General features: G+C 40.6%; 28 protein-coding genes and 1 riboswitch. Of the genes, 19 read left to right on the forward strand and 9 right to left on the reverse strand.

The window, feature by feature from the left end; all coding sequences use genetic code 11:
- Nucleotides 1-260: 260 nt before the first annotated feature.
- The 3 genes from gdh to AC6CHJ_RS11945 all read right to left on the reverse strand — a co-directional run bounded on the left by gdh (nt 261) and on the right by AC6CHJ_RS11945 (nt 2,508).
- On the reverse strand, nt 261-1,046 hold the full coding sequence (gdh, locus tag AC6CHJ_RS11935; RefSeq protein ID WP_498288712.1) for a glucose 1-dehydrogenase: 786 nt from the start codon (nt 1,044-1,046) through the stop codon (nt 261-263).
- Between the two features lie 40 nt (nt 1,047-1,086).
- Nucleotides 1,087-1,938, reverse strand: coding sequence for a GRP family sugar transporter (locus AC6CHJ_RS11940; RefSeq protein ID WP_147196346.1), 852 nt, complete (start codon nt 1,936-1,938; stop codon nt 1,087-1,089).
- 306 nt (nt 1,939-2,244) lie between these two features.
- On the reverse strand, nt 2,245-2,508 hold the full coding sequence (locus AC6CHJ_RS11945) for a hypothetical protein (protein WP_066789349.1): 264 nt from the start codon (nt 2,506-2,508) through the stop codon (nt 2,245-2,247).
- Between the two features lie 204 nt (nt 2,509-2,712).
- Here AC6CHJ_RS11945 and AC6CHJ_RS11950 point away from each other — a divergent pair, with 204 nt between their 5' ends.
- From AC6CHJ_RS11950 to AC6CHJ_RS11960, 3 genes are all read left to right on the forward strand, one after another.
- Nucleotides 2,713-3,438 carry a gamma-glutamyl-gamma-aminobutyrate hydrolase family protein gene (locus AC6CHJ_RS11950; protein ID WP_446739047.1) on the forward strand — a complete coding sequence of 242 codons (726 nt, stop codon included), beginning with the start codon at nt 2,713-2,715 and terminating at the stop codon, nt 3,436-3,438.
- A 17-nt stretch (nt 3,439-3,455) separates the two neighbouring features.
- Entirely contained in the window at nt 3,456-3,596 is a 141-nt protein-coding gene (locus tag AC6CHJ_RS11955) for a hypothetical protein (protein WP_249774666.1), read from the forward strand.
- Between the two features lie 237 nt (nt 3,597-3,833).
- Nucleotides 3,834-4,973, forward strand: coding sequence for a zinc-dependent alcohol dehydrogenase (locus tag AC6CHJ_RS11960; protein WP_150285072.1), 1,140 nt, complete (start codon nt 3,834-3,836; stop codon nt 4,971-4,973).
- An 18-nt stretch (nt 4,974-4,991) separates the two neighbouring features.
- Here AC6CHJ_RS11960 and AC6CHJ_RS11965 read toward each other — a convergent pair whose 3' ends face one another.
- The gene (locus AC6CHJ_RS11965) at nt 4,992-5,621 is read right to left on the reverse strand and encodes a DUF2238 domain-containing protein (RefSeq protein ID WP_392995944.1); all 630 of its coding nucleotides are present in this window, start codon (nt 5,619-5,621) and stop codon (nt 4,992-4,994) included.
- A gap of 172 nt (nt 5,622-5,793) precedes the next feature.
- Here AC6CHJ_RS11965 and AC6CHJ_RS11970 point away from each other — a divergent pair, with 172 nt between their 5' ends.
- The 9 genes from AC6CHJ_RS11970 (at nt 5,794) to AC6CHJ_RS12010 (ending at nt 13,847) form a co-directional block, all read left to right on the forward strand.
- The gene (locus AC6CHJ_RS11970; protein ID WP_251647436.1) at nt 5,794-6,255 is read left to right on the forward strand and encodes a hypothetical protein; all 462 of its coding nucleotides are present in this window, start codon (nt 5,794-5,796) and stop codon (nt 6,253-6,255) included.
- 15 nt (nt 6,256-6,270) lie between these two features.
- Nucleotides 6,271-6,720: an OsmC family protein gene (locus AC6CHJ_RS11975; RefSeq protein WP_392995942.1), complete on the forward strand. Its 450-nt coding sequence runs from the start codon at nt 6,271-6,273 to the stop codon at nt 6,718-6,720.
- 453 nt (nt 6,721-7,173) lie between these two features.
- Nucleotides 7,174-8,850, forward strand: coding sequence for a urocanate hydratase (hutU, locus tag AC6CHJ_RS11980; protein ID WP_066789333.1), 1,677 nt, complete (start codon nt 7,174-7,176; stop codon nt 8,848-8,850).
- Nucleotides 8,843-10,105 (forward strand): imidazolonepropionase, encoded by a 1,263-nt coding sequence (hutI, locus tag AC6CHJ_RS11985; protein ID WP_498288715.1) that lies wholly within the window; start codon nt 8,843-8,845, stop codon nt 10,103-10,105. Before hutU ends, hutI begins: the two co-directional genes overlap by 8 nt.
- A gap of 158 nt (nt 10,106-10,263) precedes the next feature.
- Nucleotides 10,264-11,754: a histidine ammonia-lyase gene (gene hutH, locus AC6CHJ_RS11990; protein WP_150285076.1), complete on the forward strand. Its 1,491-nt coding sequence runs from the start codon at nt 10,264-10,266 to the stop codon at nt 11,752-11,754.
- Between the two features lie 288 nt (nt 11,755-12,042).
- A complete protein-coding gene (locus AC6CHJ_RS11995; RefSeq protein WP_158512595.1) occupies nt 12,043-12,213 on the forward strand; it encodes a hypothetical protein in 171 nt (56 codons plus the stop codon).
- A gap of 34 nt (nt 12,214-12,247) precedes the next feature.
- A complete protein-coding gene (locus AC6CHJ_RS12000; RefSeq protein WP_498288716.1) occupies nt 12,248-12,463 on the forward strand; it encodes a hypothetical protein in 216 nt (71 codons plus the stop codon).
- Nucleotides 12,464-12,489: 26 nt separating this feature from the next.
- On the forward strand, nt 12,490-12,798 hold the full coding sequence (locus AC6CHJ_RS12005; protein ID WP_498288718.1) for a DUF3784 domain-containing protein: 309 nt from the start codon (nt 12,490-12,492) through the stop codon (nt 12,796-12,798).
- A gap of 152 nt (nt 12,799-12,950) precedes the next feature.
- The gene (locus AC6CHJ_RS12010) at nt 12,951-13,847 is read left to right on the forward strand and encodes a 5'-3' exonuclease (RefSeq protein WP_498288720.1); all 897 of its coding nucleotides are present in this window, start codon (nt 12,951-12,953) and stop codon (nt 13,845-13,847) included.
- On the opposite strand, the gene AC6CHJ_RS12015 is transcribed toward AC6CHJ_RS12010, so the two are convergent.
- The 5 genes from AC6CHJ_RS12015 to AC6CHJ_RS12035 all read right to left on the reverse strand — a co-directional run bounded on the left by AC6CHJ_RS12015 (nt 13,809) and on the right by AC6CHJ_RS12035 (nt 17,528).
- Complete coding sequence (locus AC6CHJ_RS12015) at nt 13,809-14,348, reverse strand: C39 family peptidase (protein ID WP_498288722.1); 540 nt, start codon at nt 14,346-14,348, stop codon at nt 13,809-13,811. The two genes, AC6CHJ_RS12010 and AC6CHJ_RS12015, sit on opposite strands and share 39 nt — an antisense overlap.
- Before the next feature lie 74 nt (nt 14,349-14,422).
- Entirely contained in the window at nt 14,423-14,743 is a 321-nt protein-coding gene (locus tag AC6CHJ_RS12020; RefSeq protein ID WP_392995929.1) for a thioredoxin family protein, read from the reverse strand.
- A 200-nt stretch (nt 14,744-14,943) separates the two neighbouring features.
- Nucleotides 14,944-15,309: a DUF2188 domain-containing protein gene (locus AC6CHJ_RS12025; protein ID WP_392995927.1), complete on the reverse strand. Its 366-nt coding sequence runs from the start codon at nt 15,307-15,309 to the stop codon at nt 14,944-14,946.
- Between the two features lie 84 nt (nt 15,310-15,393).
- Complete coding sequence (gene mgtE / locus AC6CHJ_RS12030) at nt 15,394-16,755, reverse strand: magnesium transporter (protein WP_498288724.1); 1,362 nt, start codon at nt 16,753-16,755, stop codon at nt 15,394-15,396.
- 167 nt (nt 16,756-16,922) lie between these two features.
- Entirely contained in the window at nt 16,923-17,528 is a 606-nt protein-coding gene (locus tag AC6CHJ_RS12035; RefSeq protein WP_498288726.1) for a general stress protein, read from the reverse strand.
- 450 nt (nt 17,529-17,978) lie between these two features.
- Between AC6CHJ_RS12035 and AC6CHJ_RS12040 the strand changes: the two genes are divergently transcribed.
- From AC6CHJ_RS12040 to AC6CHJ_RS12070, 7 genes are all read left to right on the forward strand, one after another.
- Nucleotides 17,979-20,369: a 3-hydroxyacyl-CoA dehydrogenase/enoyl-CoA hydratase family protein gene (locus tag AC6CHJ_RS12040; RefSeq protein WP_498288728.1), complete on the forward strand. Its 2,391-nt coding sequence runs from the start codon at nt 17,979-17,981 to the stop codon at nt 20,367-20,369.
- Between the two features lie 29 nt (nt 20,370-20,398).
- Nucleotides 20,399-21,571, forward strand: coding sequence for an acetyl-CoA C-acetyltransferase (locus AC6CHJ_RS12045; RefSeq protein ID WP_498288729.1), 1,173 nt, complete (start codon nt 20,399-20,401; stop codon nt 21,569-21,571).
- Nucleotides 21,572-21,626: 55 nt separating this feature from the next.
- Complete coding sequence (locus AC6CHJ_RS12050) at nt 21,627-23,411, forward strand: acyl-CoA dehydrogenase FadE (protein WP_498288731.1); 1,785 nt, start codon at nt 21,627-21,629, stop codon at nt 23,409-23,411.
- 119 nt (nt 23,412-23,530) lie between these two features.
- Entirely contained in the window at nt 23,531-23,887 is a 357-nt protein-coding gene (locus AC6CHJ_RS12055) for an arsenate reductase family protein (protein WP_066789288.1), read from the forward strand.
- A gap of 78 nt (nt 23,888-23,965) precedes the next feature.
- A complete protein-coding gene (gcvH, locus tag AC6CHJ_RS12060; RefSeq protein WP_066789285.1) occupies nt 23,966-24,349 on the forward strand; it encodes a glycine cleavage system protein GcvH in 384 nt (127 codons plus the stop codon).
- Between the two features lie 88 nt (nt 24,350-24,437).
- On the forward strand, nt 24,438-24,779 hold the full coding sequence (locus AC6CHJ_RS12065; RefSeq protein WP_066789282.1) for a toprim domain-containing protein: 342 nt from the start codon (nt 24,438-24,440) through the stop codon (nt 24,777-24,779).
- Nucleotides 24,780-24,793: 14 nt separating this feature from the next.
- Entirely contained in the window at nt 24,794-25,102 is a 309-nt protein-coding gene (locus AC6CHJ_RS12070; RefSeq protein WP_147196375.1) for a thioredoxin family protein, read from the forward strand.
- A 56-nt stretch (nt 25,103-25,158) separates the two neighbouring features.
- Nucleotides 25,159-25,264: riboswitch (SAM riboswitch) on the forward strand.
- The last annotated feature ends 66 nt before the right edge of the window (nt 25,265-25,330 follow it).

Below are 25,330 nucleotides of genomic sequence, written 5' to 3' on the forward strand. Positions count from 1 at the left end.
ATTCTGAGGAGGTTAGCAAAATAGAAAAACAACTATGTCCCAAGTGTACGGGAATCAATATAAAAAAGGGATTTCTTGGTGCAGGTGTTCAAATGGTCCGCATGTTTCCCGAACAAAGAAGTGGAGCCTCATCACCTGTATCAGCGGAATATTGTCATGACTGCGGATATATAGTGTCTCTCTTTGTTGATCAGCCAAAGAATGTGAGATAGTAAAAGAAAAAGGACATGGTATTTTACCATGTCCTACATACATATAGTTTACCCTCGTCCAGCTTGGAAAGAAGGATATTTTGTCATACCGCCATCCACAAATAGGGTAATCCCTGTTACATAGCTTGCCTCTGAAGATGCTAAAAATGCGGCTACAGATGCTACTTCCTCTGGCTTACCGATGTAACCCATTGGAATCATGCTTTCAACGTCAGCACGTTGTACAGGATCAGCAAATTTTTCTGCGTTGATTGGTGTATTCATGGCACCTGGCCCGATATTATTAACGCGGATTCCTTTTGGCGCGTATTCAAGAGCTAATGTTTCAGACATTAATTTAATACCGCCTTTACTTGCTGCATAGTGAACAAATAATGGCCAAGGAATCATTTCATGCACACTAGACATGTTAATAACGTTCCCTTTAATATCATTTTCAACAAAATACTTGATGGCTTCACGACTTCCTAAGAAAGCGCCTGTTAAATTTGTATCTAATACTTTGTTCCAGTTATCTAAGGATAACTCATGCGAAGGTGATGGATTTTCAACACCTGCGTTATTAATCATAACGTCTAAGGTACCAAATTCTTTAATAGCCGTTTGCACAAGATTTACGACGTCTTCTTCTTTTGTTACGTCTCCTTGAACAGTAATGGCTTGTCCACCGGCTGCTTCTATTTCTTTTTTGACCTCTAATGCATCATCTTTACTTTTGTAATAGTTGATTACGACTTTTGATTGCTCTTGACCAAAACGAACGGCCATTGCTCGTCCTAAACCTGTTGATCCACCTGTGATGACAACTACTTTACCTTTTAAATCAGTATACAAAATAATTCCTCCTCGTGTTAATTTGATTCTTATTCCATCCTTAACTTTTCGCCAATCCAAGGAAGACTCCACCTAAAACAATGAGTACAATCCCGATATAAATTGCAATCAGCTGGGTTCTTGTCTTTTTTTCTCCTAGTAAGAAAATACCGCCAAGCGTTGATATAACTATTCCCATTTGGGACAATGAGAAACTTGTGGCGACACCAACTTTTGGTTGGGAGATGAATAAAAACATGTTTCCTGCCGCCCAGATGAGACCGGGGATAATATTGCGAATGGCATATTTATTAAAGGGTTTATGCTTGTACGTCAGGATTAATCCACCAATAACCATACCGATGGCTTGTGGGAATAAGGCCGACCATCCGCTGACATCAAACAAGCGAGCGACTACTACATAAACCAGATATCCGATGGTTGAAACAATCAGTGTCAAAACACCTTTTTTAAATTGTCCTGATTGTTCTTCATTTTTTCCTGATTCTAGTGACGTTAACACGATACCAATCACAATGAAGATAAGGGCTAAAACACCTAAGATAATCGTTTTTGCCGTTGACCATTCATGGAAAACGATGACGCCAAACAAAGCTGTGGATACCAACTGCATACCAGTCGAAATGGGCATTGTTTTGGAAACGCCGATATAGTCAATCGATTTTAGCTGATTACTTTGTCCCAGTGCCCAAAATAAACCGGAAACAACGCCTACAATAAAAATTAGCGGCGTTAATTCGGGCCGGACTACTAGATAAATCACAGCTGAAAAAATCAGTGCGCCTAGTGTAGTCCCTAGGGTTTGCGTGTATGGGCCTCCACCTAACTTAACATTGAACAAAACGATGCTTCCCCAGAAAATAGCGGGAAGTATGGCTAAAAAGATATCCATTTGATAGTAACCTCCTTTCCCAAACGAATTATTATCTTTTCCTAGAATAGACACCGTTATGTATCTGGTGTTTAAATTCTTTTAACGTGCGGGACATATTTACAGGAATCAGATTCTACTTTCGTATTATTTGATGCATACAAAGAAACAATACAGATATGACAAGTAAATGTTTCTGATTCTATAAAAAAAGAAGCACTCCTATTGATTGCCCATAAAGCCATATTCTAAAACTTAGTCTTAGGCTTAAACAGGAAATCAATTTGAGTGCTGTAAATTCATGCATATTTTTAGTGGGGGTAAACTCTATGTATATAATGCTTTGTGAATGACATATTTGGCTTCTTCCACATTTTTTTTATTGACCAAGATGGCGTACTGCGTTTGATATTTCGAGTTAATCCCGAAATTTCCAAAGCTTCCTCGACTCGATCCAAGGCCAAACCAGCCAGAGGACAAGTCTTTTATCTTATACGTATATTTGATGCCTCCTGTTGCTAAGGCACCTCTTACCTTCGCTAAATCTTCTAGAGAATATGTAGCATAAACTTCTTCTTTGAAGAACGCCATATAATCCCTCCTCTAGTAAAGATTATTCGTTGCAGTTTTTAAAGATACCTCTCCATTTTCCAGCTAAGTTCAACTAATCTGCAAAAAATTATAAGAGCTGCGCATGATAAAAAAGGAATTCTCCATTTTCTTAGAGAATATATAGTACTAATATTTTCAGCAATACACTGAAAAAAATTCCGTCAGCTTTCGAGGAGGTTCACCATGACAAAACCAATTATCGGTATCACTAGCTCATACATAAAACAGGGGATGTATATGGAAGGTACTTATGTACATCACGATTATCAAAAGGCCATTTTTGAAGCGGGAGGCGTGCCGATCGTTTTGCCTGTTGCGCCTTCTGATGTACTGGATCGTTATGTGGACATGTGCGATGGCTTTATTTTTAGCGGCGGGGAAGACGTGGATCCACGATTTTATAATGAAGATCCTCATCCTAAACTGGGCTTCTTTTATACAGAACGCGATGAGTCGGAGCTTTATTTGATTAAAAAAGTGTTAGAAAAGAAGAAGCCTGTATTTGCGATTTGCCGTGGAATTCAGCTGCTCAATGTAGCATTGGGTGGGACTGTCATTCAAGACATTCCTTCTCAAAGAAAAAGTGCCATGCAGCATTCTCAAACAATCCAACGTGATAAAACGAGCCATGTGGTTCAGATCAATGAAGACAGTAAGCTGCATCAGCTGTTAAACAGGGAAACTGTAATGGTCAACAGCCTGCACCATCAGGCGATCAATCAGCTAGCCGATGGATTGATTACTACAGCGACTGCTCGAGATGGCATGATTGAAGCGGTAGAACTAGAGGGGAATCCATTTGTGATGGGCATTCAGTGGCATCCCGAATCCATGGTGCGGAAAGATAAAACCATGATGGTGTTGTTTGAGGAATTCGTTCGAGAGGCAGGCTCGTCTACTAAATCTTAAGTCAGAAGGAGAAGATCATGGACTGGATTGTCGGGATAGCACTCATCGTCCTCGTTTTCTTTTCAAGCAGTATTATTGAAAGGCATTTGAAGGATATTAAGAAACAAAACAATGAATTGATCAAACTTTTAAAAGAAAAGAATAGTGAAAAGTCATAAGCCTTTCCGCTCTAGCGGAAGGCTTTTTTATTGATAGTTGCTTCGCTTATATAAAAATCAAATGTTTATCTCTGCATAAAAGAGGCTATAGAAGGAATAATAGGGATAATGTATTCTTTATGCTACATTAACGGACAGTGAATCGAAGAGATAAACTTCCCGTAAGCCCGATTGGTTCAACTAACACTCCATAGAGGGTGAGGTTTCACTTTATACAAATTGTGAGGAGATGATTTTTTGAAGGCTGTAACGTTTCAAGGAATAGAAGATGTGAAAGTAAAAGAAGTTCAGGATCCAACTATCCACAAAAAAGATGATATTATTGTTCGCATTACTTCCACGGCAATTTGCGGCTCTGACCTACATATCTACAAAGGGTCAATGCCAGCTCAAAAAGATATGGTGATTGGACATGAGCCAATGGGGATCGTGGAAGAAGTGGGGCCTGACGTGACACGCGTGAAAAAAGGCGACCGGATAATCTTGCCCTTCAACGTATCATGCGGGGAGTGCTACTATTGTAAAAATGAAATGGAGAGCCAATGCGACCATGCCAACGAAAATCCAGAAGTAGACGCGGGTGCTTACTTCGGTTATACAGAGCGGTATGGTAACTATCCAGGCGGACAAGCGGAATATTTACATGTACCATACGGGAACTTCATGCCGTTCGTCATTCCTGAATCATGCGAACTTCCTGATGAAGCATTGCTATTTTTATCTGATGTCATTCCAACAGCTTGGTGGAGTGTTGAATCAGGTGGTGTAAAAAAAGGTGACACTGTCGTCGTATTAGGCTGCGGACCTGTTGGCTTAATGACGCAAAAGTTTGCATGGATGAAAGGTGCTAAGCGAGTAATCGCAGTCGATCATGTACCGTACCGCCTGCAGCACGCGAAAAAAATGAACAATGTAGAAATTGTCAATTTTGATGAACAAGACGAAGCTGGATTATATATTCGTGAAATTACAAAAGGCGGAGCGGATGTAGTCATCGACTGTGTCGGCATGGATGGAAAGAAAAACGCTCTTGAAGCAGTTGGACAAAAGCTGAAAATCCAAGGTGGTACGACGAGCGCATTGAAGATTGCGAAGGAAGCCATCCGTAAATTTGGTACACTGCAAGTAACTGGCGTGTACGGCGCGAAGTACAATCAATTCCCACTCGGCAATCTATTTGAACGAAACATCATTATGAAAATGGGCCAAGCACCTGTTATTCATATGATGCCAATGCTGTTTGATATGATTACAAAAGGTGAGTTTGACCCGACTGAAATCATCACGCATAAGATTGCATTGGATGAAGCAGATAAAGCATACAAGATTTTCAATGATCATGAAGATGAATGTATTAAAGTTATCTTACAACCATAAGAAAAACAAAAAGGGATCTCACATTGATCCCTTTTTGTTTTGGAGAAATTTATTATGCCATTTGGTGAAAATAAGGAGTGCTAAAATAGTGCCGATAAGTGCCATGGTCATATCCCATTCCGAATCCCACTTGTCACCCTGTAAGCCAAGGAAGCCTTTGGCAAATGATTTTCCTTGAACCATCTTATAGGTAAGCATTTCCACGATTTCATATAGTGCAGAAATCATCATCAGAATGCTAAAGCAGTAAAAAGTGAGCCAAAACCCTTTTCGGATATGAGCAATACGAATTAAGACTTCACGAAAGATGATGGCTGATAATCCCATCATCAAGTGGCCTAAGCGATCATAGTAGTTGCGCTTTAAATCATACTTCTCTTTTAGCCAATGAAAGAACGGCTCGTCCTGAAAGGTGTAATGTCCGCCGATGAATTCTAGGATGGCAAGAATAGCCAGAAAGGTATAGGAAAGAGAAGTAAAGGTAAATTTTTTATATGTAAAAAGAGCAACGATTACAATAATCGCAAAAGGACCAGCATCCGCAGCCCAGCCGCCATAGGATTTTGGATTAATTAAGGACCAAACCATAAAGCCAAGAACAATAATAGCTAAAAAAAGGTGATAATAATTCCTTTTGTTTTCTCGCAAGGTGATCCCTCCTCTTTTTTTTCAGTATGCCCATATCCACGTAGGGTAAGTCATTAAGTTGGAACAATGGGGAGGTCACAGCGTCTTATAGAAATAGCTAAACTTCTGTCTGAATAGCCCCAAGGAACTCCTTATGGCATAATAAAGTTAACTAGTTGTAAGAGGTGGAAATGTGGAAAAAAGAAAACGATTATTACAAGGTATTTTAGTGATAGCAATTATAGAGATTTTAAGTTTTTATTTTATTGGCAGAGACTATCTGTTTATCAACGGTTTAGATAATATGATTGCCTATGTGGTGGCAGGCGGTATATTCTTTGCGGTGAGTTACTTTTTATTAGTGGAAGTGAGCAACTTCCGTAAAAAGTATATATTGATCGGGATTGCCTATGTATTATTAGTGATCGCTCCGTTTATCTATAAAAATCATCTCCCGCACTTCAAAGTGGAAGATGCTGAGCAAATCATTCTGCGTACAGAAGGTGGACGCGTAGTGAAAGACCGAGAGCTGGGACAAACCATGTTGAATTACGCAGGCGAAGAAGTATACATTATTGCATTGAAGAAAGACGGCAAATTGAAACGCTTTGCCTTTAACCCAACAACAGAAAAGTACTTTTCAATTACGGATTAGAGAGGGGAACATCTAATGGCAGAACATCTATTTAAATTAAAGGCAAACTGGCCAGGAGGACGAAACGAGGTAGGCGAGATTGAAGCGGGACAACTGAAAACCCAAATTTCAATCCCACCTGAGATGGACGGACCTGGAATTGGCACCAATCCAGACGAAATGCTGCTAGGTGCTGCTGCTACATGTTATATTATCTCACTAGCAGCCATGATTGAACGAGCAAAACTCAAAACCATCTCGCTCAACATGGAATCAGATGGAGTGGTGGACGTCACAAACGGCGTATTCACCTATAAAAAAATCACCCACAAACCCAAAATCATCATCCCAAGCTCCTACACAGAAAAAGAAGAGCGCCATATCGTAAAACTAGCAGAAAAAGCAGAAAAAACCTGCATGATCAGCAAAGCTATCCAGGGAAACGTAGAATTGGCATTAGAAGTTACGATAGAGGTTGAACAATAACAGCAATTAAATAAAACGAAAACATAGCATGGCAATTCTTCGTGATGAGCCATGCTATTTTTGTGATTGAAAGCCGCGAATTAGCATTTATCATTTGGAAATGAATTGAAGTGGAAACAACGTAAACTCCTGCGGGATAGCGAGACAGGTGAGACCCCGCAGCGCAGCGAGGAGGCACAACGCTCGCCCGCGGAAAGCGAAGTTGTTTCCACTTCTTCTCTAACCATTTTTTAGTTGCCTTCAAATTAGAGGCTTACGCCATGCTCGCGGAAAGCGACCGCCTGTAGTGGAAATCAACATGACATAGCCAACAAACCCTTCCAATTCTTCATTTCACCCCTTTAACACATTAAAAAAGCAGTCTGCTAGCATGCGACAAATTTTGCCTATTTCCATAGAAAAAGCAGAAAATTTGTGTAATGATAGGGTTAACAATACAAAGGGGGTACTGTTATGGGAATATCAGATGAAAAAGTAATTCGTTACAGAGGGAAAGAACTACATACAAAAGGGTGGCTACAAGAAGCAGCACTTCGCATGCTCATGAACAACCTAGATCATGAAGTAGCAGAGCATCCAGACGAGCTAGTTGTCTACGGGGGCATTGGGAAAGCCGCTCGTAACTGGGAAGCATTCGACGCTATCGTCAAATCACTGAAAGAATTAGAAAACGATGAAACACTACTTGTACAATCAGGCAAGCCAGTAGCCATTTTCAAATCACACGAAAATGCGCCGCGCGTCTTAATCGCCAATTCAAACATCGTGCCAGCCTATGCGAACTGGGAAACATTCCATGAGCTAGACAAAAAAGGCTTGATGATGTATGGCCAAATGACTGCGGGAAGCTGGATTTACATCGGCTCACAAGGAATTGTACAAGGCACATACGAAACATTCGCAGAGCTTGCAAAACAACACTTCAACGGCTCGCTTGCACATACGATTACAGTAACAGCAGGCCTTGGCGGAATGGGTGGAGCACAACCACTTGCAGTCACAATGAATGGCGGGGTATGTATCGCAATTGATGTCGACGAAACAAGAATTGACCGTCGTATCGAAACACGTTACACAGATGTGAAAGTCAAAACATTAGATGAAGCTATTGAAATGGCTGAAAAAGCAAAAGCAGAAGGTAAAGCGCTTTCAATTGGTTTGCTAGGAAATGCTGCTGAAATTCTGCCAGAAATGATTGCACGTGGCTTCAAACCGGACGTGTTAACAGACCAAACTTCTGCGCATGACCCATTAAATGGCTATACACCTGTAGGCTATACACAGGAAGAAGCAAGTAAATTGCGTAAAGAAAATCCAGATGAATACGTGAAGAAGTCAAAAGATTCAATGAAAAAACATGTAGAAGCTATGGTTAACATGATGGACCTTGGTTCTATCACATTTGACTATGGTAACAACATTCGTCAGGTTGCTTTTGATGAAGGATTTGAAAGAGCATTCGACTTCCCAGGCTTTGTACCGGCGTATATCCGTCCACAATTCTGCGAAGGAAAGGGACCATTCCGCTGGGCTGCCTTATCAGGAGATCCAGAAGATATTTACAAATTAGATGAAGTCTTATTACGTGAATTCAGCGATAACGAGCATTTGTGCAATTGGATTCGTATGGCACGCGAAAAAATCGAATTCCAAGGCCTACCATCACGTATCTGCTGGTTAGGATACGGAGACCGTGCGAAATTTGGTCGCATTATCAATGATATGGTGGCATCAGGAGAAATCTCAGCGCCAATCGTTATTGGCCGCGATCATTTAGACTCTGGATCTGTTGCTTCACCGAACCGCGAAACAGAAGCAATGAAAGACGGCTCTGATGTGGTAGCGGACTGGCCAATTCTAAATGCACTAATCAATGCCGTTGGCGGTGCGACTTGGGTATCTGTCCATCATGGCGGCGGTGTCGGCATGGGCTATTCATTGCATGCGGGCATGGTAATCGTAGCAGATGGAACAAAAGAAGCTGAAGAACGTATCCAACGTGTATTAACAACAGACCCGGGTATGGGTGTTGTAAGACATGTGGATGCTGGCTATGAATTAGCAGAAAAAACAGCAAAAGAAAAAAATATCAAAATACCAATGATGAATAGGAAGGGTTTAAATGTCTAAAGCAGTTTGGATTCAACACGCAGCACAGCTAGTGACGATGCATTTGCCGGAGCATGTCGGACCACGGACTAAAGGGGATATGTCTGAGTTGGGCTTGATAGAAGATGGCTCCGTATGGCTTGAAGATGGAGTTATTCAAGCAGTCGGTACGACATCAGAATTGAAAGAAATCTATGAATCTAGAGCACAAGAAGCAGAGATTGTAGATGCAACAGGACACCTTATTACACCAGGACTTGTGGACCCGCATACACATGTGGCATTTGGCGGCAGCCGTGAACGTGAATTTGAAATGCGTTTAGAAGGCGCTACGTATATGGATATTATGAATGCTGGCGGCGGTATTCATGCCACAACAAGAATGACAAGAGAAGCAAGTGAAGAAGAATTGATTGAGCAAACTTCAAAACGTCTTGATTCATTCCTAGCGCACGGTGTCACAACAGTCGAAGGGAAAAGCGGCTATGGCCTGGATTTAGAAACAGAAATGAAGCAATTGCGCGTTATGAAATATTTGCAAGAGCATCATGCTATCGACTTGGTTCCTACATTCATGGGTGCACACGCAGTCCCGGCAGAATATAAGGGCAAAGAGGAAGAGTATGTCAACCTCATCATTGAAACGATGCTACCAAAAGTAATGGAGGAAAAGTTGGCTGTATTCAACGATGTGTTCTGTGAAGTAGATGTATTTACACCAGAACAATCAAAAAGAATCTTAGAAGCTGGCAAGGAGCTTGGACTTACTCCGAAAATTCATGCAGATGAAATTAAACCGTATGGCGGTGCTGAATTGGCAGCGGAAGTTGGCGCAATTTCAGCTGAACATTTATTAAAAGCATCTGACGAAGGAATCGAAAAGATGGCTGAAGCAGGAGTCATCGCATGCTTGCTACCAGCAACAGCTCTTTATTTACGAGAAGAAGCCGCTCGTGGCAGAGTAATGGTAGACCGTGGAGTGCCTGTGGCCATTTCAACAGATTGTAATCCAGGCTCTTCTCCAACGACTTCAATGCCTTTAGTCATGAACCTAGCTTGCATTTCAATGCGCATGACGCCTGCAGAAAGTCTTTGTGCTGCTACTTATAACGCAGCCTGCGCTATTGGCATGGAAGATAAAGTCGGTTCGATTGAAGTAGGCAAACAAGCGGATATCGTACTTTGGGACGTAGAAAATTATCAAAAATTACAATACCTATTTGGTGTAAACCACGTACAACAAGTATGGAAAAAAGGCGTACAGGTAGTAGGATAATTATTTCAGGAGGAGATGTAGAGCATCTCCTCTGATTCTGAATCAGACCTAGAATCACTGCTGTAATCTCGCAACACTTTGCAGTTAAAAAGAAATTCTCATTGGCTGATACAAGATTCATAGATCATCAGAGGTAGACATGAAGGGAGCAAGGAGCAATGGTAGTATTAAACGGCAGCCAATTAACAATTGAACAAATGAAAGCTATTCTTTTTGAAAATGAAGGCGTTGAAATCGCTGAATCTGCTCGAGAAGCCGTAATCAAAAGTAGAACGGCTGTAGATCAAATTGTACAACAAAATAAAACGGTTTATGGCATTAACACAGGGTTTGGTAAGTTCAGCGATGTGAGTATAGCAGAAGAGGATACGAGACTTTTACAGCTTCACTTAATCCGTTCGCATGCATGTGGTGTTGGTGAACCATTCAGCGAAGTAGTATCGCGTGCTATGGTCGTTCTTCGACTGAACGCATTATTGAAAGGGTTCTCAGGTATCCGCTTAGAAGTACTAGAGCGCTTAGCTTACATGGTTAACCATCGCATCCACCCAGTCATTCCACAGCAAGGCTCTCTTGGGGCATCTGGCGATTTGGCGCCATTGTCACACCTTGCGCTTGTGCTAGTAGGAGAAGGCCTAGTATTCCAAAGCGGAAGACATGTGCCGTCTGCAGAAGTATGGCGCGATGAGCTTCTATTGCCAATAGAGCTAGAAGCAAAAGAAGGCTTGGCGTTAATCAATGGTACGCAAGCAATGACAGCTCAAGGGGTAGTCGGTTATATTGAGGCAGAAAAGCTTGCTTACGATGCAGAGTGGATTGCAGCTATGACTGTCGAAGCTTTGCGCGGTATTACTGACGCTTTCCATCCAGCAATTCATGAAGCAAGAGGCTATAAAGAGCAAATCGAAGTAGCAGAAAGAATGCTAGAGTGGTTGAAAGACAGCAAGCTTACAACCGTGCAAGGTGAATTGCGAGTGCAAGATGCATATTCACTACGCTGCATCCCGCAAATCCATGGTGCAAGCTGGCAAGTGCTAAACTATGTTAAAGAAAAACTAGAAATTGAAATGAATGCAGCAACAGATAACCCACTTATCTTTGATGATGGAGAAACAGTTATCTCAGGTGGTAACTTCCATGGACAACCAGTTGCATTTGCGATGGATTTCTTGAAAATAGGCATTGCTGAATTAGCGAATGTATCAGAAAGAAGAATCGAAAGACTTGTAAATCCGCATCTAAATGATGGTTTACCACCTTTCTTAAGCCCACAGCCAGGTATGCAATCAGGTGCGATGATTATGCAATATGCAGCAGCCAGCCTTGTTTCTGAAAATAAAACATTGGCACATCCGGCTTCAGTGGACTCTATTCCATCATCAGGCAACCAAGAAGATCATGTAAGTATGGGAACAATTGGATCAAGACACGCATACCAAATTATACAAAACAGCCGTCGCGTACTAGCAATCGAAGCCATCTGTGCGGCGCAAGCAGTTGAATATAGAGGCGTTGAAATGATGTCACCAAAATTGGGTGGCAAATGGCAAGACGTGCGAAATGTTGTGTCTAGTTTTAATAGAGACCGTAACTTCAGCGTAGACATTGAAAGTGTTGCGAGTTATTTGGGACGTATTACTGTACAATAATATAAAGTGTTAGATTTAGAGAAGAGACGATTTTGCATATGTGTTATGCAAGCCGTCTCTTTGTTTATGTTTATTGAAATACCCAATTGAATTGAAATATCACCTATATTGAGTGATAATCTTGACGTTATCCATCAACAGTATGTAGGATAGAGTAAAAGTATGGTAGAAGAAACTAATTATATCCAATTGCTCTTAGGTTAAAGTGCAATAATATAGAGAATGAAAAATAATAAATTACATAGCGATGACAAATGAAGAAATATCCTGAATGAGGAGGTTTTGTAAATGTTTAAACGTACGCTATATTGCTCTATTTGCAACCGAGAAGTTCGTGATGGAGAAGAAATTTACGCGAAGATGAAAGCTCCGAAGCATTCGATTATGGTCGAAATTAAATCTTATTTAAAAAAAGAAAGTATGATTTTTTGTACAAATTGTATTAATAAAGTGAATTAATGAATTTATGGCGGTACAGCAAGGTGGTGTTGCAATGAAGAATATTAAGGATGCTTTAAGTATAGCTTTAGGGTTAATTATTATTAAGTTAGTTTTCAGACTGATTCCACCCTCACAGGGGTTCTTCAAGCCCTTTGAGGATGGATTTTGGGTGGGGATAGGTATTGTTTTAACTTCTTATATCCTCCTATTTGTGGTCGTATACATAGTAATTATTATTAGAAGACGTAAAAAAGCTGATAAAAATTAACTGTCATAAAAAGGTGGGGGATAAATATGATTGTTATGTTAATCGTCATCGCATTATTCATAGGGATCGGTATTATATTCATCAATGGCAAAGGTTCCTCTTTGATTGCAGGCTTCAATACAATGTCACCTGAAGAAAAAGAAAATTACGATACGGTTGCACTTTGCAAATTTATGGGGAAAATGATGTTTATATTATCATTCTGTATGTTGTTCTGGCTTCTTAGCGAGGTGTATGCATCAGATTGGCTATTCACCGTAGGAATCGTTTTATTCATTGGTGTTGTAGCATTTATGCTCATTTACGCTAATACGGGAAATAGGTTTAAGAAGTAAAGGATATTGTTTTTGAAGCATCTTAGAGTGGCGGTCTCGTCACTCTATTTATTTTTCAAAGAATGATGAATGTATTCTATTAGGCTTAGAAGTTATCAGAGGTAAACGTTCAAAACGATTTTTGTTATAATCATAGTATACTTGTATTTAGAATGGAGATTTTTATTTTGGATAAGCAACCACATTTATTGCTCATTGATGGAATGGCGCTATTGTTTCGTTCGTACTTTGCAACAGCACCCATGCATCAATTTTTTAGAAAAAGTGATGGCACGCCGACTAATGGTGTCCAAGGATTTGCCAGGCATGTGCTAAGTGCACAGTCAATTATGCGCCCAACACATATTGCTGTTTGCTGGGACATGGGGGTTCATACATTCCGTAATGAATTGTTTGATGGGTATAAAGCGAATCGCCCAGCTCCTCCGGACGAACTTAAGCCGCAGTTTGATATGGCAAAGGATGTATCCGAGATGATCGGTTGGCAAAACTTCGGTATTGTCGGCATGGAAGCGGATGATACGATAGGGTCGATTATCGACCAATGGAGCGACAAAGCTAGAATCACAGTCATAAGCGGGGATAAGGATTTACTTCAATTATTGAATCCTTCCACTACCATTGCATTAACTAAAAAGGGCTATACAGAATATAACATTTATAATGAAGAACGATTTATGGAAGAGTATGCTATTGATCCGCCACTTTTTGCGGATGTTAAAGCATTCATGGGAGATCCGAGCGATGGGTATCCAGGTGTGAAAGGAATTGGTCCAAAGACAGCATTGAAGCTGATTCAAACATACGGTTCTGTTGATGGAGTGTTAGCATCTATCGATGATTTGAAGCCAGCACAACGCTCTAAAATCCAAGAGCATGAAGAAACCCTGAAACTGTCGCTACAATTAGCCAGAATTAATAAAAATGTACCGATAGATGGTACACTTGATGATTGTGAACTGCCTATTTGGGATCATTCAAAATTAGAGCAGCTTACAATGGAAGGCTATTCACTCATTTCTCGTCATGCTCGTTCCCTCATGTTTTAGGGGAATTAGCTTAAAGAAACGAAGAATAGCGCGGTTCTTATGATAAGAGATTTCACGGATTTGGCTATCCTGATAAGGGCTGCCATTATCATGGATGATTAAAATTAAATCATCCTTTTTCTTTTCAAAACCTATCATTGGCACATAATGATAATCAAAATCGCCTTTCGTAAAAAAATGAAGGCTAAAGTAGCGATCAAATTTCAGAATTACAGGACGTCCTTCATTTATTTCATTTAAAGCATCATCAACACTACATTTGCGCACGTCATAGGATGGGCTCAGCAACTTCCGTAAGTTTCGGGTCAAGCGATGGGAGAACAAGCCAATCGGCGTGCATCCTAGCGATTGGTAGAGTTCATTGATGCTTTTATATTCTTCTTGAGAAAGGTAGCGAAGAATCACAAATACGGTAGTAGGTCCGCATGCGGAGTTACGGTACTTCTCAAGGATGGATGGTGCATATTGTGATTGGCCAACTAGGGGCAACTGTATTCGCATTTTTTACCTCCATTAAAATAATTAGAGAACGATTGAAAAAAGGCCTACTGTTAGAAGTAGGCCTTTTTTGTGTCTTAAGCTTGTTGTGCGTCTAAGAATGCCATTACATCAGTTGGCGTTTTTGCATTTGCTGAGTGCAAGTGAGCTAATTTTTCGCCGTCTTTGAAAATCAATAGGCTCGGAATGCCCATTACTTGATATTTTTCAGCAAGCTCAGGGAAATCATCACGATTGATTTCATACCATGTATATTGGTTGTAGTCTGAGATTATTGGATCAATAAACATATTCATGCGTGTGCAATCTGGGCACCAGCCTGCAAAGAATTTCACCACAACGGGTTGAGCGGATGAAATGATTTCGTTAAATTGTTCTGTTGTTGTAATTGGTTGCATTATTTACACCTCATAGTCTTTATTATATAAACTCTTTGCCATTTGAGTAAGCCAAAAGGAAAAGTCTCATTTATATCTAGTATGTTATCACAAAATGCTCGTATACAGGTAATTACCTGTTTCGCAAAAGAATTGCGTGAGGTGCAGGGTTTTCCTTCAATAAAAAAAGCCGCCATTATCTTAAATAAAGGCGGCTAGTCTTATTCGTATAACGTATGTTCAAGTTTCCCATCAGCATAATAAACATCAAGTATACCATCATGTTTATTTACATAAGGTTTCCCTTTAGAAAGTAAATCTTCTTTGGAGCTTTCAGTAAAAATGGCATGCGCACTGTCTGATTTTTTCAAGACCCAATCATGGTCGCTTGGCTTTGCTTCGAAGCGAGGGCGCTCATTGCTGCTTCCTTCCACATATTCATGTGCTTTTGCAGTTGCAATGGCAATCGCACGCCCTTCTTCATAACCTTCATCCAGCAGGGCATTGGCGATCTCAATCGCTTTGTTTCGGACATCTGTTTCTAAATTTTTCATGGAAACGGGATAATCCTTTTTAGTCCATGGCATATAAAACACCTCCTGCTGGCTAAATTCCCGTTATAGCAAAGTGATAAACGCTGGAGGCTTTCTAAACGAATGACAGCCTATTTTTTACGTTAACTTGGAAAGAAACATTGTAGCAATGCCAAAATAAATAAGCAGCGACAAGATATCGTTGATTGTCGTAATCAGAGGTCCTGACGCCACTGCGGGATCTACCTTAAATTTATTCAAGATAAGTGGAATTACTGTACCCGCTATTGTGCCGATGATTAAAGTACATAAGAGTGAGGAGCCGACAACAAGTCCAAGGATCATACTTCCTTGCCAAATAAACGCGATGATAGATATGACTACTCCGCAAATAATGCCAAGGCTCACCCCAACAATTAATTCTCGGAGAATAAGCTTTAATGCGGCCCTAAATGTTATATCCTCAGAAGCAAGTCCGCGAACTACTACGGCGAGCGACTGTGTCCCCGTATTGCCCGTCATGCCCGCGATAAGTGGCATGAAAAAAGCGAGAGCTACAACTGCTTCAAGTGTTGCTTCGAAACGAGAAATGATACTTCCTGAAACTAAACCAATGAATAATAGCAATATGAGCCATGGAAGTCGTCGGTAAGTAGCGACAAATGGTTTCGTGCGAAAGTCAATTTCTTTCCCAGAAGCAAACAGCATTTCAATATCTCGATTAGCTTCACTCACAACAATATCAAACACTTCATCTGCCCGAATGATGCCTACTAATATATTATCCTCATTTACCACTGGCAGAGAGACGAAATCATAGCGGCCGATCATTCTAGCAACCTCTGCTTGAGTTGTTGTATCAAGCACCTTGGCGATGGATGTCTCCATCACATCTGCAATACATTCGTCTGGCTGCGCTAAAAGAAGATCACGGTAGGAGATAACGCCAATGAGCTGCTTTTCATCATTAATAATATACACATAGTTCAAGTAATGGGCGAAATCCTTATAATGCTTTAATTTATCGATAGTTTTCGAAACAGAATATGATTGATGTACCCACACATAGTTAGTGACCATAATACGGCCCGCTGCATCCTTAGGATACTTCATCCTCTTACGTATATTTCTTTTTTCTTCTTGCCTCAATTCAGCGATTAACTTTTCTACTTGCTTATCAGGAAGATCAGAAAGCAAATAGGATAAATCCTCGCTTTTCATTTTATCCAGCAGTTCTGTTGACCGGATAGGACCGACAACTTTTAATACATGCAGCTGTTCTTTTTTATTTAAGAAAGCCAGCATTGAAATCAGTTTTTCGGTTTCGATTGTTTCTAAAAAAAGCGGGATTCGCTTTCGAGGTAGCCTTCGATATTGTGCTGAAAGTTCTCTTGGTTCCATTGAATCAATTGCCTTTGACAACGATTCAATGTTTCCATCGCGCAATAATTGGATAAGCGCTCTCGCGATATGGTCGCGGCTTTGTGGTTGTTTTTCCATTGCCATATACACCTCGCTTGTCATTCATTCTTTAAATAGCTTTCAACTCTCTATGCCCTTTCAGGGGAGAATGAAAACAATAGGGAAGAAACCTGTAACGAACATAAAAAAGAACCATTCCTATTCATGGAAGAATAGAAACGGCTCTCAATGACGAATAGATTGCCCTAGAAAGAATTTTTACGGATTCTATCTGTAATGATTGTTTCCCTTTCACCAACTGGACGTACTGTTTCATTGGTTACGTTAGGATCATTTGTTAGGTTAGGGTTATTAGTTACAGTAGGATCATTAGTCACATCAGACGTACGACGGACTGTTGTATTTGTTGGAGTATAATGATCAGAATCCACAAGGACTAAGATTTTACCGTTTTCGAAATCCTCATTATAACGTTGTGCTTCATCATCCGGAATACCCATACCGATTAATGCACCTGCCAAACCACCAACACCTGCACCAGCTGCGGCACCTGTAATACCGGCGATAATAGGGCCTGCTGCTACGATAGGTCCAATCCCAGGGATAGCTAATGCACCAAGACCTGTCAAAATACCACCTAGACCGCCTAGCACACCACCTGTCGCTGCACCTGTTGCAGCTCCTTCGCCTGCCATCGTATCTGTTTCTTCTGTTACATTCTCCATTTGTTGAGTATCTTGACTGATAACGGATATTTCATCAGCTGTATAACCTTGTCTTTTTAATTCTTGAATTGCTTCGATTGCTTCATTGTCTGTGTCATATACACCTACGACTTGTCTTTTTACCATTATGAAAATCCTCCTTTATTTTTGTAAGAACTAACTCTATTGAATAAATACCCCCTTAACTTGAGAGTAAAACGTCTTTAAAAGTTATTAGTAAATCGTTCAATTTCAATTCCTTAAAAATGTGAACACACCTTTACTTTACAGCGTAGAGGAAGACGGCGACTCCTGCGGGAAAAGCTTGAGCTGAAAGCCCCGCAAGAATGAAGTGATGAGGAGATTGAAGCCAAGCCCGCGGAAAGCGCCGTCTAGAGCGAAGCGAATTATCAGTAGACTTTAAGAAAGTAGAAAAAGTAAAAACTACTTATCTATACATTTTTTATAAAAGTCAGATTTTTTCATTGCGAAAATACAATTAATAGTCTAAAATAAATGACAGATAAGGAAGTTTTATTTTTTTTGATTATAAAATGAATGAGTATTCATTCAAAAGGGGAAAGGGAGGATTCGCTCATGGCTTATCATATTAGAAAAGCGGCTGTTATTGGTTCGGGGGTAATGGGGTCAGGCATTGCGGCTCATTTAGCCAATGTTGGCATTCCTACATTATTACTTGATATCGTGCCAAGAGAGCTTACAAAAGAAGAAGAAGCAAAGGGGCTAACATTAGACCAACCAGCAGTCCGCAATCGATTTGCTTCTACAGCTGTACAAAAGCTGTTAAAACAAAAGCCAGCGCCACTAACTTCAAAAAAGAACCTTCAATTAATTTCAGTCGGCAATATAGAAGATGATTTATCAGCATTAAGCGAGGTTGACTGGGTCATTGAAGTTGTCGTTGAAAACTTAGCAATCAAAAAAGATTTATATAAAAAAATTGATGAAGCTAGAAAACAAGGCAGCATCATCAGTTCCAATACATCAGGCATCAGTATTAATGCAATGGCAGAGGGGCGCTCAGAGGACTTCAAACAACATTTCCTTGGTACACACTTCTTCAATCCGCCACGCTACTTAAAATTGCTTGAAGTGATACCAGCACAGGATACATTGCCGGAAGTCGTTTCATTTATGAAGGAATTCGGTGAAGACCGCTTAGGCAAAGGCGTTGTTATTGCGAAGGATACGCCTAACTTTGTCGGCAACCGTATCGGTACATACGGCTTAATGAAAACCTTGCAAGTCATGAAGGAAAAAGGATATTCAGTGGGTGAGGTTGATTCGGTAACTGGTACATTAATCGGCCGTCCGAAATCGGCTACTCTTCGCACACTAGATGTTGTGGGTTTAGATACATTCGTCCATGTGGCGAACAACGTACACGAAAACACAACAGGGGAAGAGCAAAAAGTATTCGAAGTTCCTTCTTATCTTCAACAAATGGTTGAAAAAGGCTGGCTAGGCGCTAAATCAGGCCAAGGCTTCTTTGTGAAAAAAGGTAAAGAAATCTTAGAGCTAAACTTAGACACATTTGAATATGAGCCTGTGAAGAAGCTAAAAACTCCTTCTATTGAAATGGCGAAGCAACAAAAAGGTTTGGCAGCTAAAGTAAAAACATTAACTTATGCAAATGACAGTACAGGTGAATTGTTATGGAGTGTCTTTGCTCCGACCTTAGTCTATTCGGCAGAATTAGTAGGCGAAATCGCTGATGATATTGTGGCTATCGACAATGCAATGAAATGGGGCTTTGGCTGGTCACAGGGACCATTCGAAATGTGGGATGCCATCGGCGTAGCAGAGTCAGTAGAGAAAATGAAAGCGGAAGGCTACGAAATCCCTTCATTTGTAAAATCTCTATTAGATGCAGGTTATACAACGTTCTATTCAGAGATTGATGGAGACTTAGCATACTTTGACGGCCAGGAATACAAATTAGTGCCCGTTAATGAAAAATCAATCGATCTAAAACGCTACAAGAAAAAACATGGCGTTCTGAAAAGCAATTCTGGCGCTAGTTTAATAGATTTTGGCGATGGCGTATTATTGCTAGAATTCCATTCGAAATCAAATGCGCTTGGTCTCGATATTATGCAAATCTTAAATCACGGATTAGATCTTCTAAATCAATCAGATCAGTACAAAGGGATGGTCATTGGGAACCAAGGCAAAAACTTCTCAGTTGGAGCAAATCTAGCGATGATTTTGATGGAAGCTCAAGACGACAACTTGTTTGAACTTGATTATATTGTGAATACATTCCAACAAGGAACGCTTCGTATCAAGTATTCAGAAAAACCGATTGTAGTAGCTCCATTTGGCATGACGCTTGGTGGCGGAAGTGAAGTTTGCTTACCGGCACCTCATATTCAAGCAACGATGGAAACCTACATGGGCTTAGTGGAAGCAGGCGTTGGGTTAATTCCTGGCGGTGGCGGAAACAAAGAGCTATATATCAAGCATCTAAAAGGTTTGCCAAAAGGCGTGGATGTTGATTTACAAGCGATCGCATCAAAAGTATTCGAAACAATTGCAATGGCTAAAACTTCAACTTCTGGCGAAGAGGCAAGAGAAAACAATTTCTTAGATTTCGCAGATGGCATTAGCGTGAATGCTGATCATCAATTATATGATGCAAAACAAGCTGTATTGGCGATGGCAGAAGCAGGCTACACAGCGCCGATTCGCGAAAAAGTACCAGTAACAGGTAAACCAGGCTATGCGACATTGCTGCTTGGTGCTCAGAACCTATTGCAGTCAGGTTATATCAGTGAACATGATCTCTATATTGCTAAAAAATTGGCTTATGTTCTATCTGGCGGAAATGTCCCATACGGTACATTGGTGGATGAACAGTACCTGTTGAATTTGGAAAGAGAGGCATTTATCAGCCTTGTAAGTCATCCAAAATCACAAGCGAGAATGCAATATATGTTAATGAAAGGCAAACCGCTGCGTAACTAATCGTTACCATGCACGAAGGGGGAAAACACATGCGTGAAGCCGTAATAGTAGCAGGTGCGAGAACACCGATCGGAAAAGCAAAGAAAGGGTCTTTAGCAACTGTAAGACCCGATGATTTAGGCGCATTAGTAGTGAAAGAAACTTTGAAGCGTTCGGGATACGAAGGTCCAATAGATGACTTAATTATAGGCTGTGCGATGCCGGAAGCGGAGCAAGGAATGAATGTTGCTCGCATGGTAGGTGCACTGGCAGAACTTCCTGATACAACGCCGGCCGTGACCGTCAACCGTTTTTGTTCTTCCGGATTGCAGTCGATTGCTTACGCAGCTGAACGAATTATGCTTGGCCATGCAACAGCAATCATTGCAGGCGGTACGGAGTCGATGAGCATGGTGCCAATGATGGGGCATGTCATTCGACCAAATCTTAAACTAGCAGAAGAAGCGCCAGAGTATTATATGAGCATGGGCCATACTGCGGAAGAAGTAGCTAAGAAATACGAAGTCAGCCGAGAAGATCAAGATGCATTTGCTGTACGCTCACATGAAAGAGCTGCAAAAGCTATTGCTGAAGGTAAATTTGCAGATGAAATTGTGCCGGTTGAAGTAGAGCAGCACTATGTAGATGAAAATAATAAACCGCAAGTCAAAACATTTACCTTTGATAAGGACGAAGGTGTTCGTGTAGGCACGTCTGCTGAAACATTAGCCAAATTACGCCCTGCCTTTTCTATTAAAGGGTCAGTAACAGCTGGTAATGCTTCGCAAACATCAGACGGAGCTGGGGCTGTGCTAGTCATGGACCGTGAAGAGGCAGAAAAGCAAGGTCTAAAGCCAATGGCAAAATTCCTAGGCTTCGCAGTGGGCGGAGTGCCTCCTGAAGTTATGGGGATTGGTCCAATTGTGGCGGTACCAAAAGCATTGAAAATTGCAGGTTTATCAATAGAGGATATTGATTTATGGGAGATCAATGAAGCGTTTGCTTCACAATCAATCCAAGTCGTTCGTGAATTGGGCATTGATTTAGAAAAGGTAAACGTAAATGGAGGAGCTATTGCTCTTGGTCATCCTTTAGGTGCAACAGGCACAGTGCTTACCTTAAAGCTGATTCATGAGTTAAAACGCCAAGGTAAAAAATACGGGGTTGTTACCATGTGTATCGGCGGCGGTATGGGCGCAGCTGGCGTCTTCGAAATATTATAGAGTAGAAATACACCTTGTGCTTAAAGATAAATTTAAATAAAGGGAGAGATTCAGAATGGCAGAAAATACATTAAACCTAATTAAAGGCGGCAGTTTTTTAACAGAGGATCTGGAAGCAAATCGTGTATTCACTCCGGAAGATTTCACTGATGAACAAAAAATGATTGCTAAAACAACAGAAGACTATGTACACAATGAAGTACTACCTGTTGTGGAAAATCTAGAAAATCATGAATTTGAACATTCCGTGCGTTTATTAAAGCAAGCTGGCGAATTAGGCTTGTTGGCAGCCGATGTACCAGAAGAATATGAAGGCCTTGGTCTTGATAAGATTTCATCTGCGTTAATTGCAGAAAAAATGGCACGAGTAGGCGGCTTCTCAATTACACATGGTGCACATGTAGGAATCGGTTCACTGCCAATCGTATTATTCGGCAATGAGGACCAAAAGCAAAAATACTTGCCAAAACTAGCTTCTGGCGCATTGATTGCTGCTTATGCATTAACAGAACCAGGATCAGGCTCTGACGCATTGGGCGCTAAAACAACTGCCAAGTTAAACGAAGAAGGAACTCATTACATTCTGAACGGTGAAAAACAATGGATTACAAACGCTGGTTTTGCTGATGTATTTGTTGTATATGCAAAAGTAGATGGCGATAAATTCTCAGCATTCATTGTTGAGCGCAACTACCCTGGCGTATCAACAGGCGCAGAAGAAAAGAAAATGGGGATCAAGTCTTCTTCAACTCGTACTCTAATTTTAGAAGATGCGAAAGTACCTGTTGAAAACTTGCTTGGTGAAGTAGGACGCGGCCATGTGATCGCATTCAACATTTTAAATATCGGCCGTTACAAATTGGGCGTAGGTTCAATTGGTGCTTCAAAACGCGCGCTTGAATTGGCAATTGCTTATACAAATCAACGCCAACAATTTGGCACACCAATCTCTTCCTTTAACTTAACAAAAGAAAAATTATCGACAATGGCTTCAAGATTGTATGCATCAGAATCGCTAATTTACCGTACAGTTGGTTACTTTGAAGAACGCATGAGCCACTTAAGCCCTGAAGAGCAAAAAGACGGCAAAAAAGTAGCTGCAGCAATCGCAGAATATGCAATCGAATGTTCAATCAATAAAGTATTTGGTTCTGAAACATTAGATTATATCGCGGATGAAGCTGTACAATTGCATGGTGGTTATGGTTATATGCAAGAATACGAAGTAGAACGCATCTACCGTGACTCACGTATCAACCGTATCTTTGAAGGTACGAATGAGATTAACAGATTGATTGTACCAGGCACATTTGTGAAAAAAGCAATGAAAGGCGAACTACCTTTATTGCAACAAGCACAAAGCCTGCAAGCTGAATTGTTGTCAATGATGCCAGAAGAAATCGGTGATGAGCCATTAGCACAAGAAAAACACCTTGTAACAATGGCGAAGAAGATTGCTCTATTGGCTGCAGGTACAGCAGTACAACGCTTTGGTGCAAAATTAGAGCAAGAACAAGAAGTCCTTGTGAATATTGCCAATATCGCGAACCAGCTATTTGCAATGGAATCTGTTGTATTACGTTCTGAAAAAGCGCTTAACCGTGATGGGTTTGATAAAGCGGCACAAAAAGTTTTGTATACAGAAATCTTCTGCCAAGAAGCATTTGCTGAAATTGAAAAAGAAGCAAAAGAAACTATTTTGGCATCAGTGGAAGGTGATGAATCACGCATGCTATTATCTGCATTGCGCAAATTGACTCGCTATACACCTTACAACCTGATTTCTAAAAAACGCCATGCATCTGTTAAATTAATCTCAGCTGAAAAATATACAGTCTAATCGTAAGTAAATAAACCTTTGGAATCCGGTCATACTAATCATGTGGCCGGATTCCTTGCGTATAAATAAGTGTCGCTCTACAATAGTAGGAGTATTTGTAGAGGAAAGAAGGAATGTTTATGCCAATCAATTTAATACAATATCCTAACTGTACAACCTGCAAAAAAGCGAAAGCTTGGCTGCTGAATCACAATATTCCATTTACGGAGCGTCACATTGTTGAAAGTACGCCTTCTGCGGAAGAAATTAAATCGTTTTGGAAGCTTAGTGGCTTGCCGCTGAAAAAGTTCTTTAACACCTCTGGGAAGAAATATCGTGAACTTGAGCTGAAAGATCGTCTAAAGGATATGAGCGAGGAAGATCAGCTTGCATTGCTTGCGTCAGACGGTATGCTTCTAAAGAGACCTATCGTTACAGATGGTCAAAAAATCACCTTAGGTTTTAAAGAAGAAGATTTTGAAAATACATGGAAGTAGCTTATAGAATTGCTTGTTTTTAGATAAGGATTATGTCAAAATTAATATGAATATAAATACATATTTGGAGGGGTAGAAATGAGTAATATTCCAGCAAGTTTGCGTTATTCAGAAGAGCATGAATGGGTGAAAACAGAAGACGGTAAAGTACGCATCGGCATTACAGAGTTCGCACAATCTGAACTTGGCGATATCGTATTCGTAGAACTTCCAGAAGTAGGCGACGAAATCGTAGCAGACGAACCATTCGGTAGTGTTGAATCTGTTAAAACAGTTTCAGAATTATACGCGCCAATCTCAGGTAAAGTAGTTGAAATCAATGGAGAGTTAGAAGACAGCCCTGAATTCGTTAACGAATCACCATATGAAAAAGCATGGATGGTTGTTGTAGAACCTTCAGATTCATCTCAAATCGATGCGCTATTATCTGCTGAACAATACGGCGAATTAATCGAAGAATAATCTTATTCAAGCGCCTCACTATTCTGTGTTGGCGCTTTTTATATCAACTGAGAGTATCGTCTGACTATCCAATGAGGAGGTGCGGGCATTGCCTGATAAAGTGCTTATAGTAGAGGGAAGGCAGGATAAGCTTCAAATAGCACCTCTATTGACAGAAAGCATTCCAATTATATGCACCAATGGAACGATTAGCGCAAGCAAGCTAGAAGAGTTGCTAACCCCTTACGAACAATATGATTTATACACATTATTCGATGAAGATTACTCAGGCGACCGCTTGCGGGCACTGATGAAAAAAGAGTATCCAGAGGCATATCATTTGCGTACACTCTCCTTATATAGACAGGTAGAAACGACTCCAAGAAAATATTTGGCAAGGGTCTTATTAGCAGCAGATTTCGAAATTGACCCTGCTTATTTTATAGAATAGGGATGATCCAATCGATGCAAGAATGGTCAATTGAAGAATGGGAAAACACGAAAAAAAGCGGCCAATTGTGCGCTTTTTATCTCTATACGCCCATGTGTGGTACATGCATGGTTGCCTCTAAAATGATGGAGGTCATCCAACAAACATTCCCACAAATCCCAATGGGCAAAATCAATTTGAATTATGCCGAAGAACTGGCATATGAATATCAGGTGGAAAGTGTTCCTTGCCTGTTAATCGCTGAAGATGGCGAAGTGCATGACAAAATATACGCTTTTCAGTCTGTGTCATATTTGTTTGAAAAGTTTCAAAAAAAGGATTGACGAACAAAATTCAGCATGGTAAAGTAACTAGCATAACCTAATTAAATATTGCGTTGCTCTTATTAAGAGAGGTGGAGGGAAGTGCCCTATGAAGCCCGGCAACCGTCACAGTTTGTGATATGGTGCCAATTCACGCAAAGTGTAAACTTTGGAAGATGAGAGAACGGTTTTCGTATAAATACAATACGTAAGGCCTTTCTGTTTATCTTTAACAGAAAGGCCTTATTT

It is taken from the genome of Rummeliibacillus sp. GQ308 (assembly GCF_059759115.1).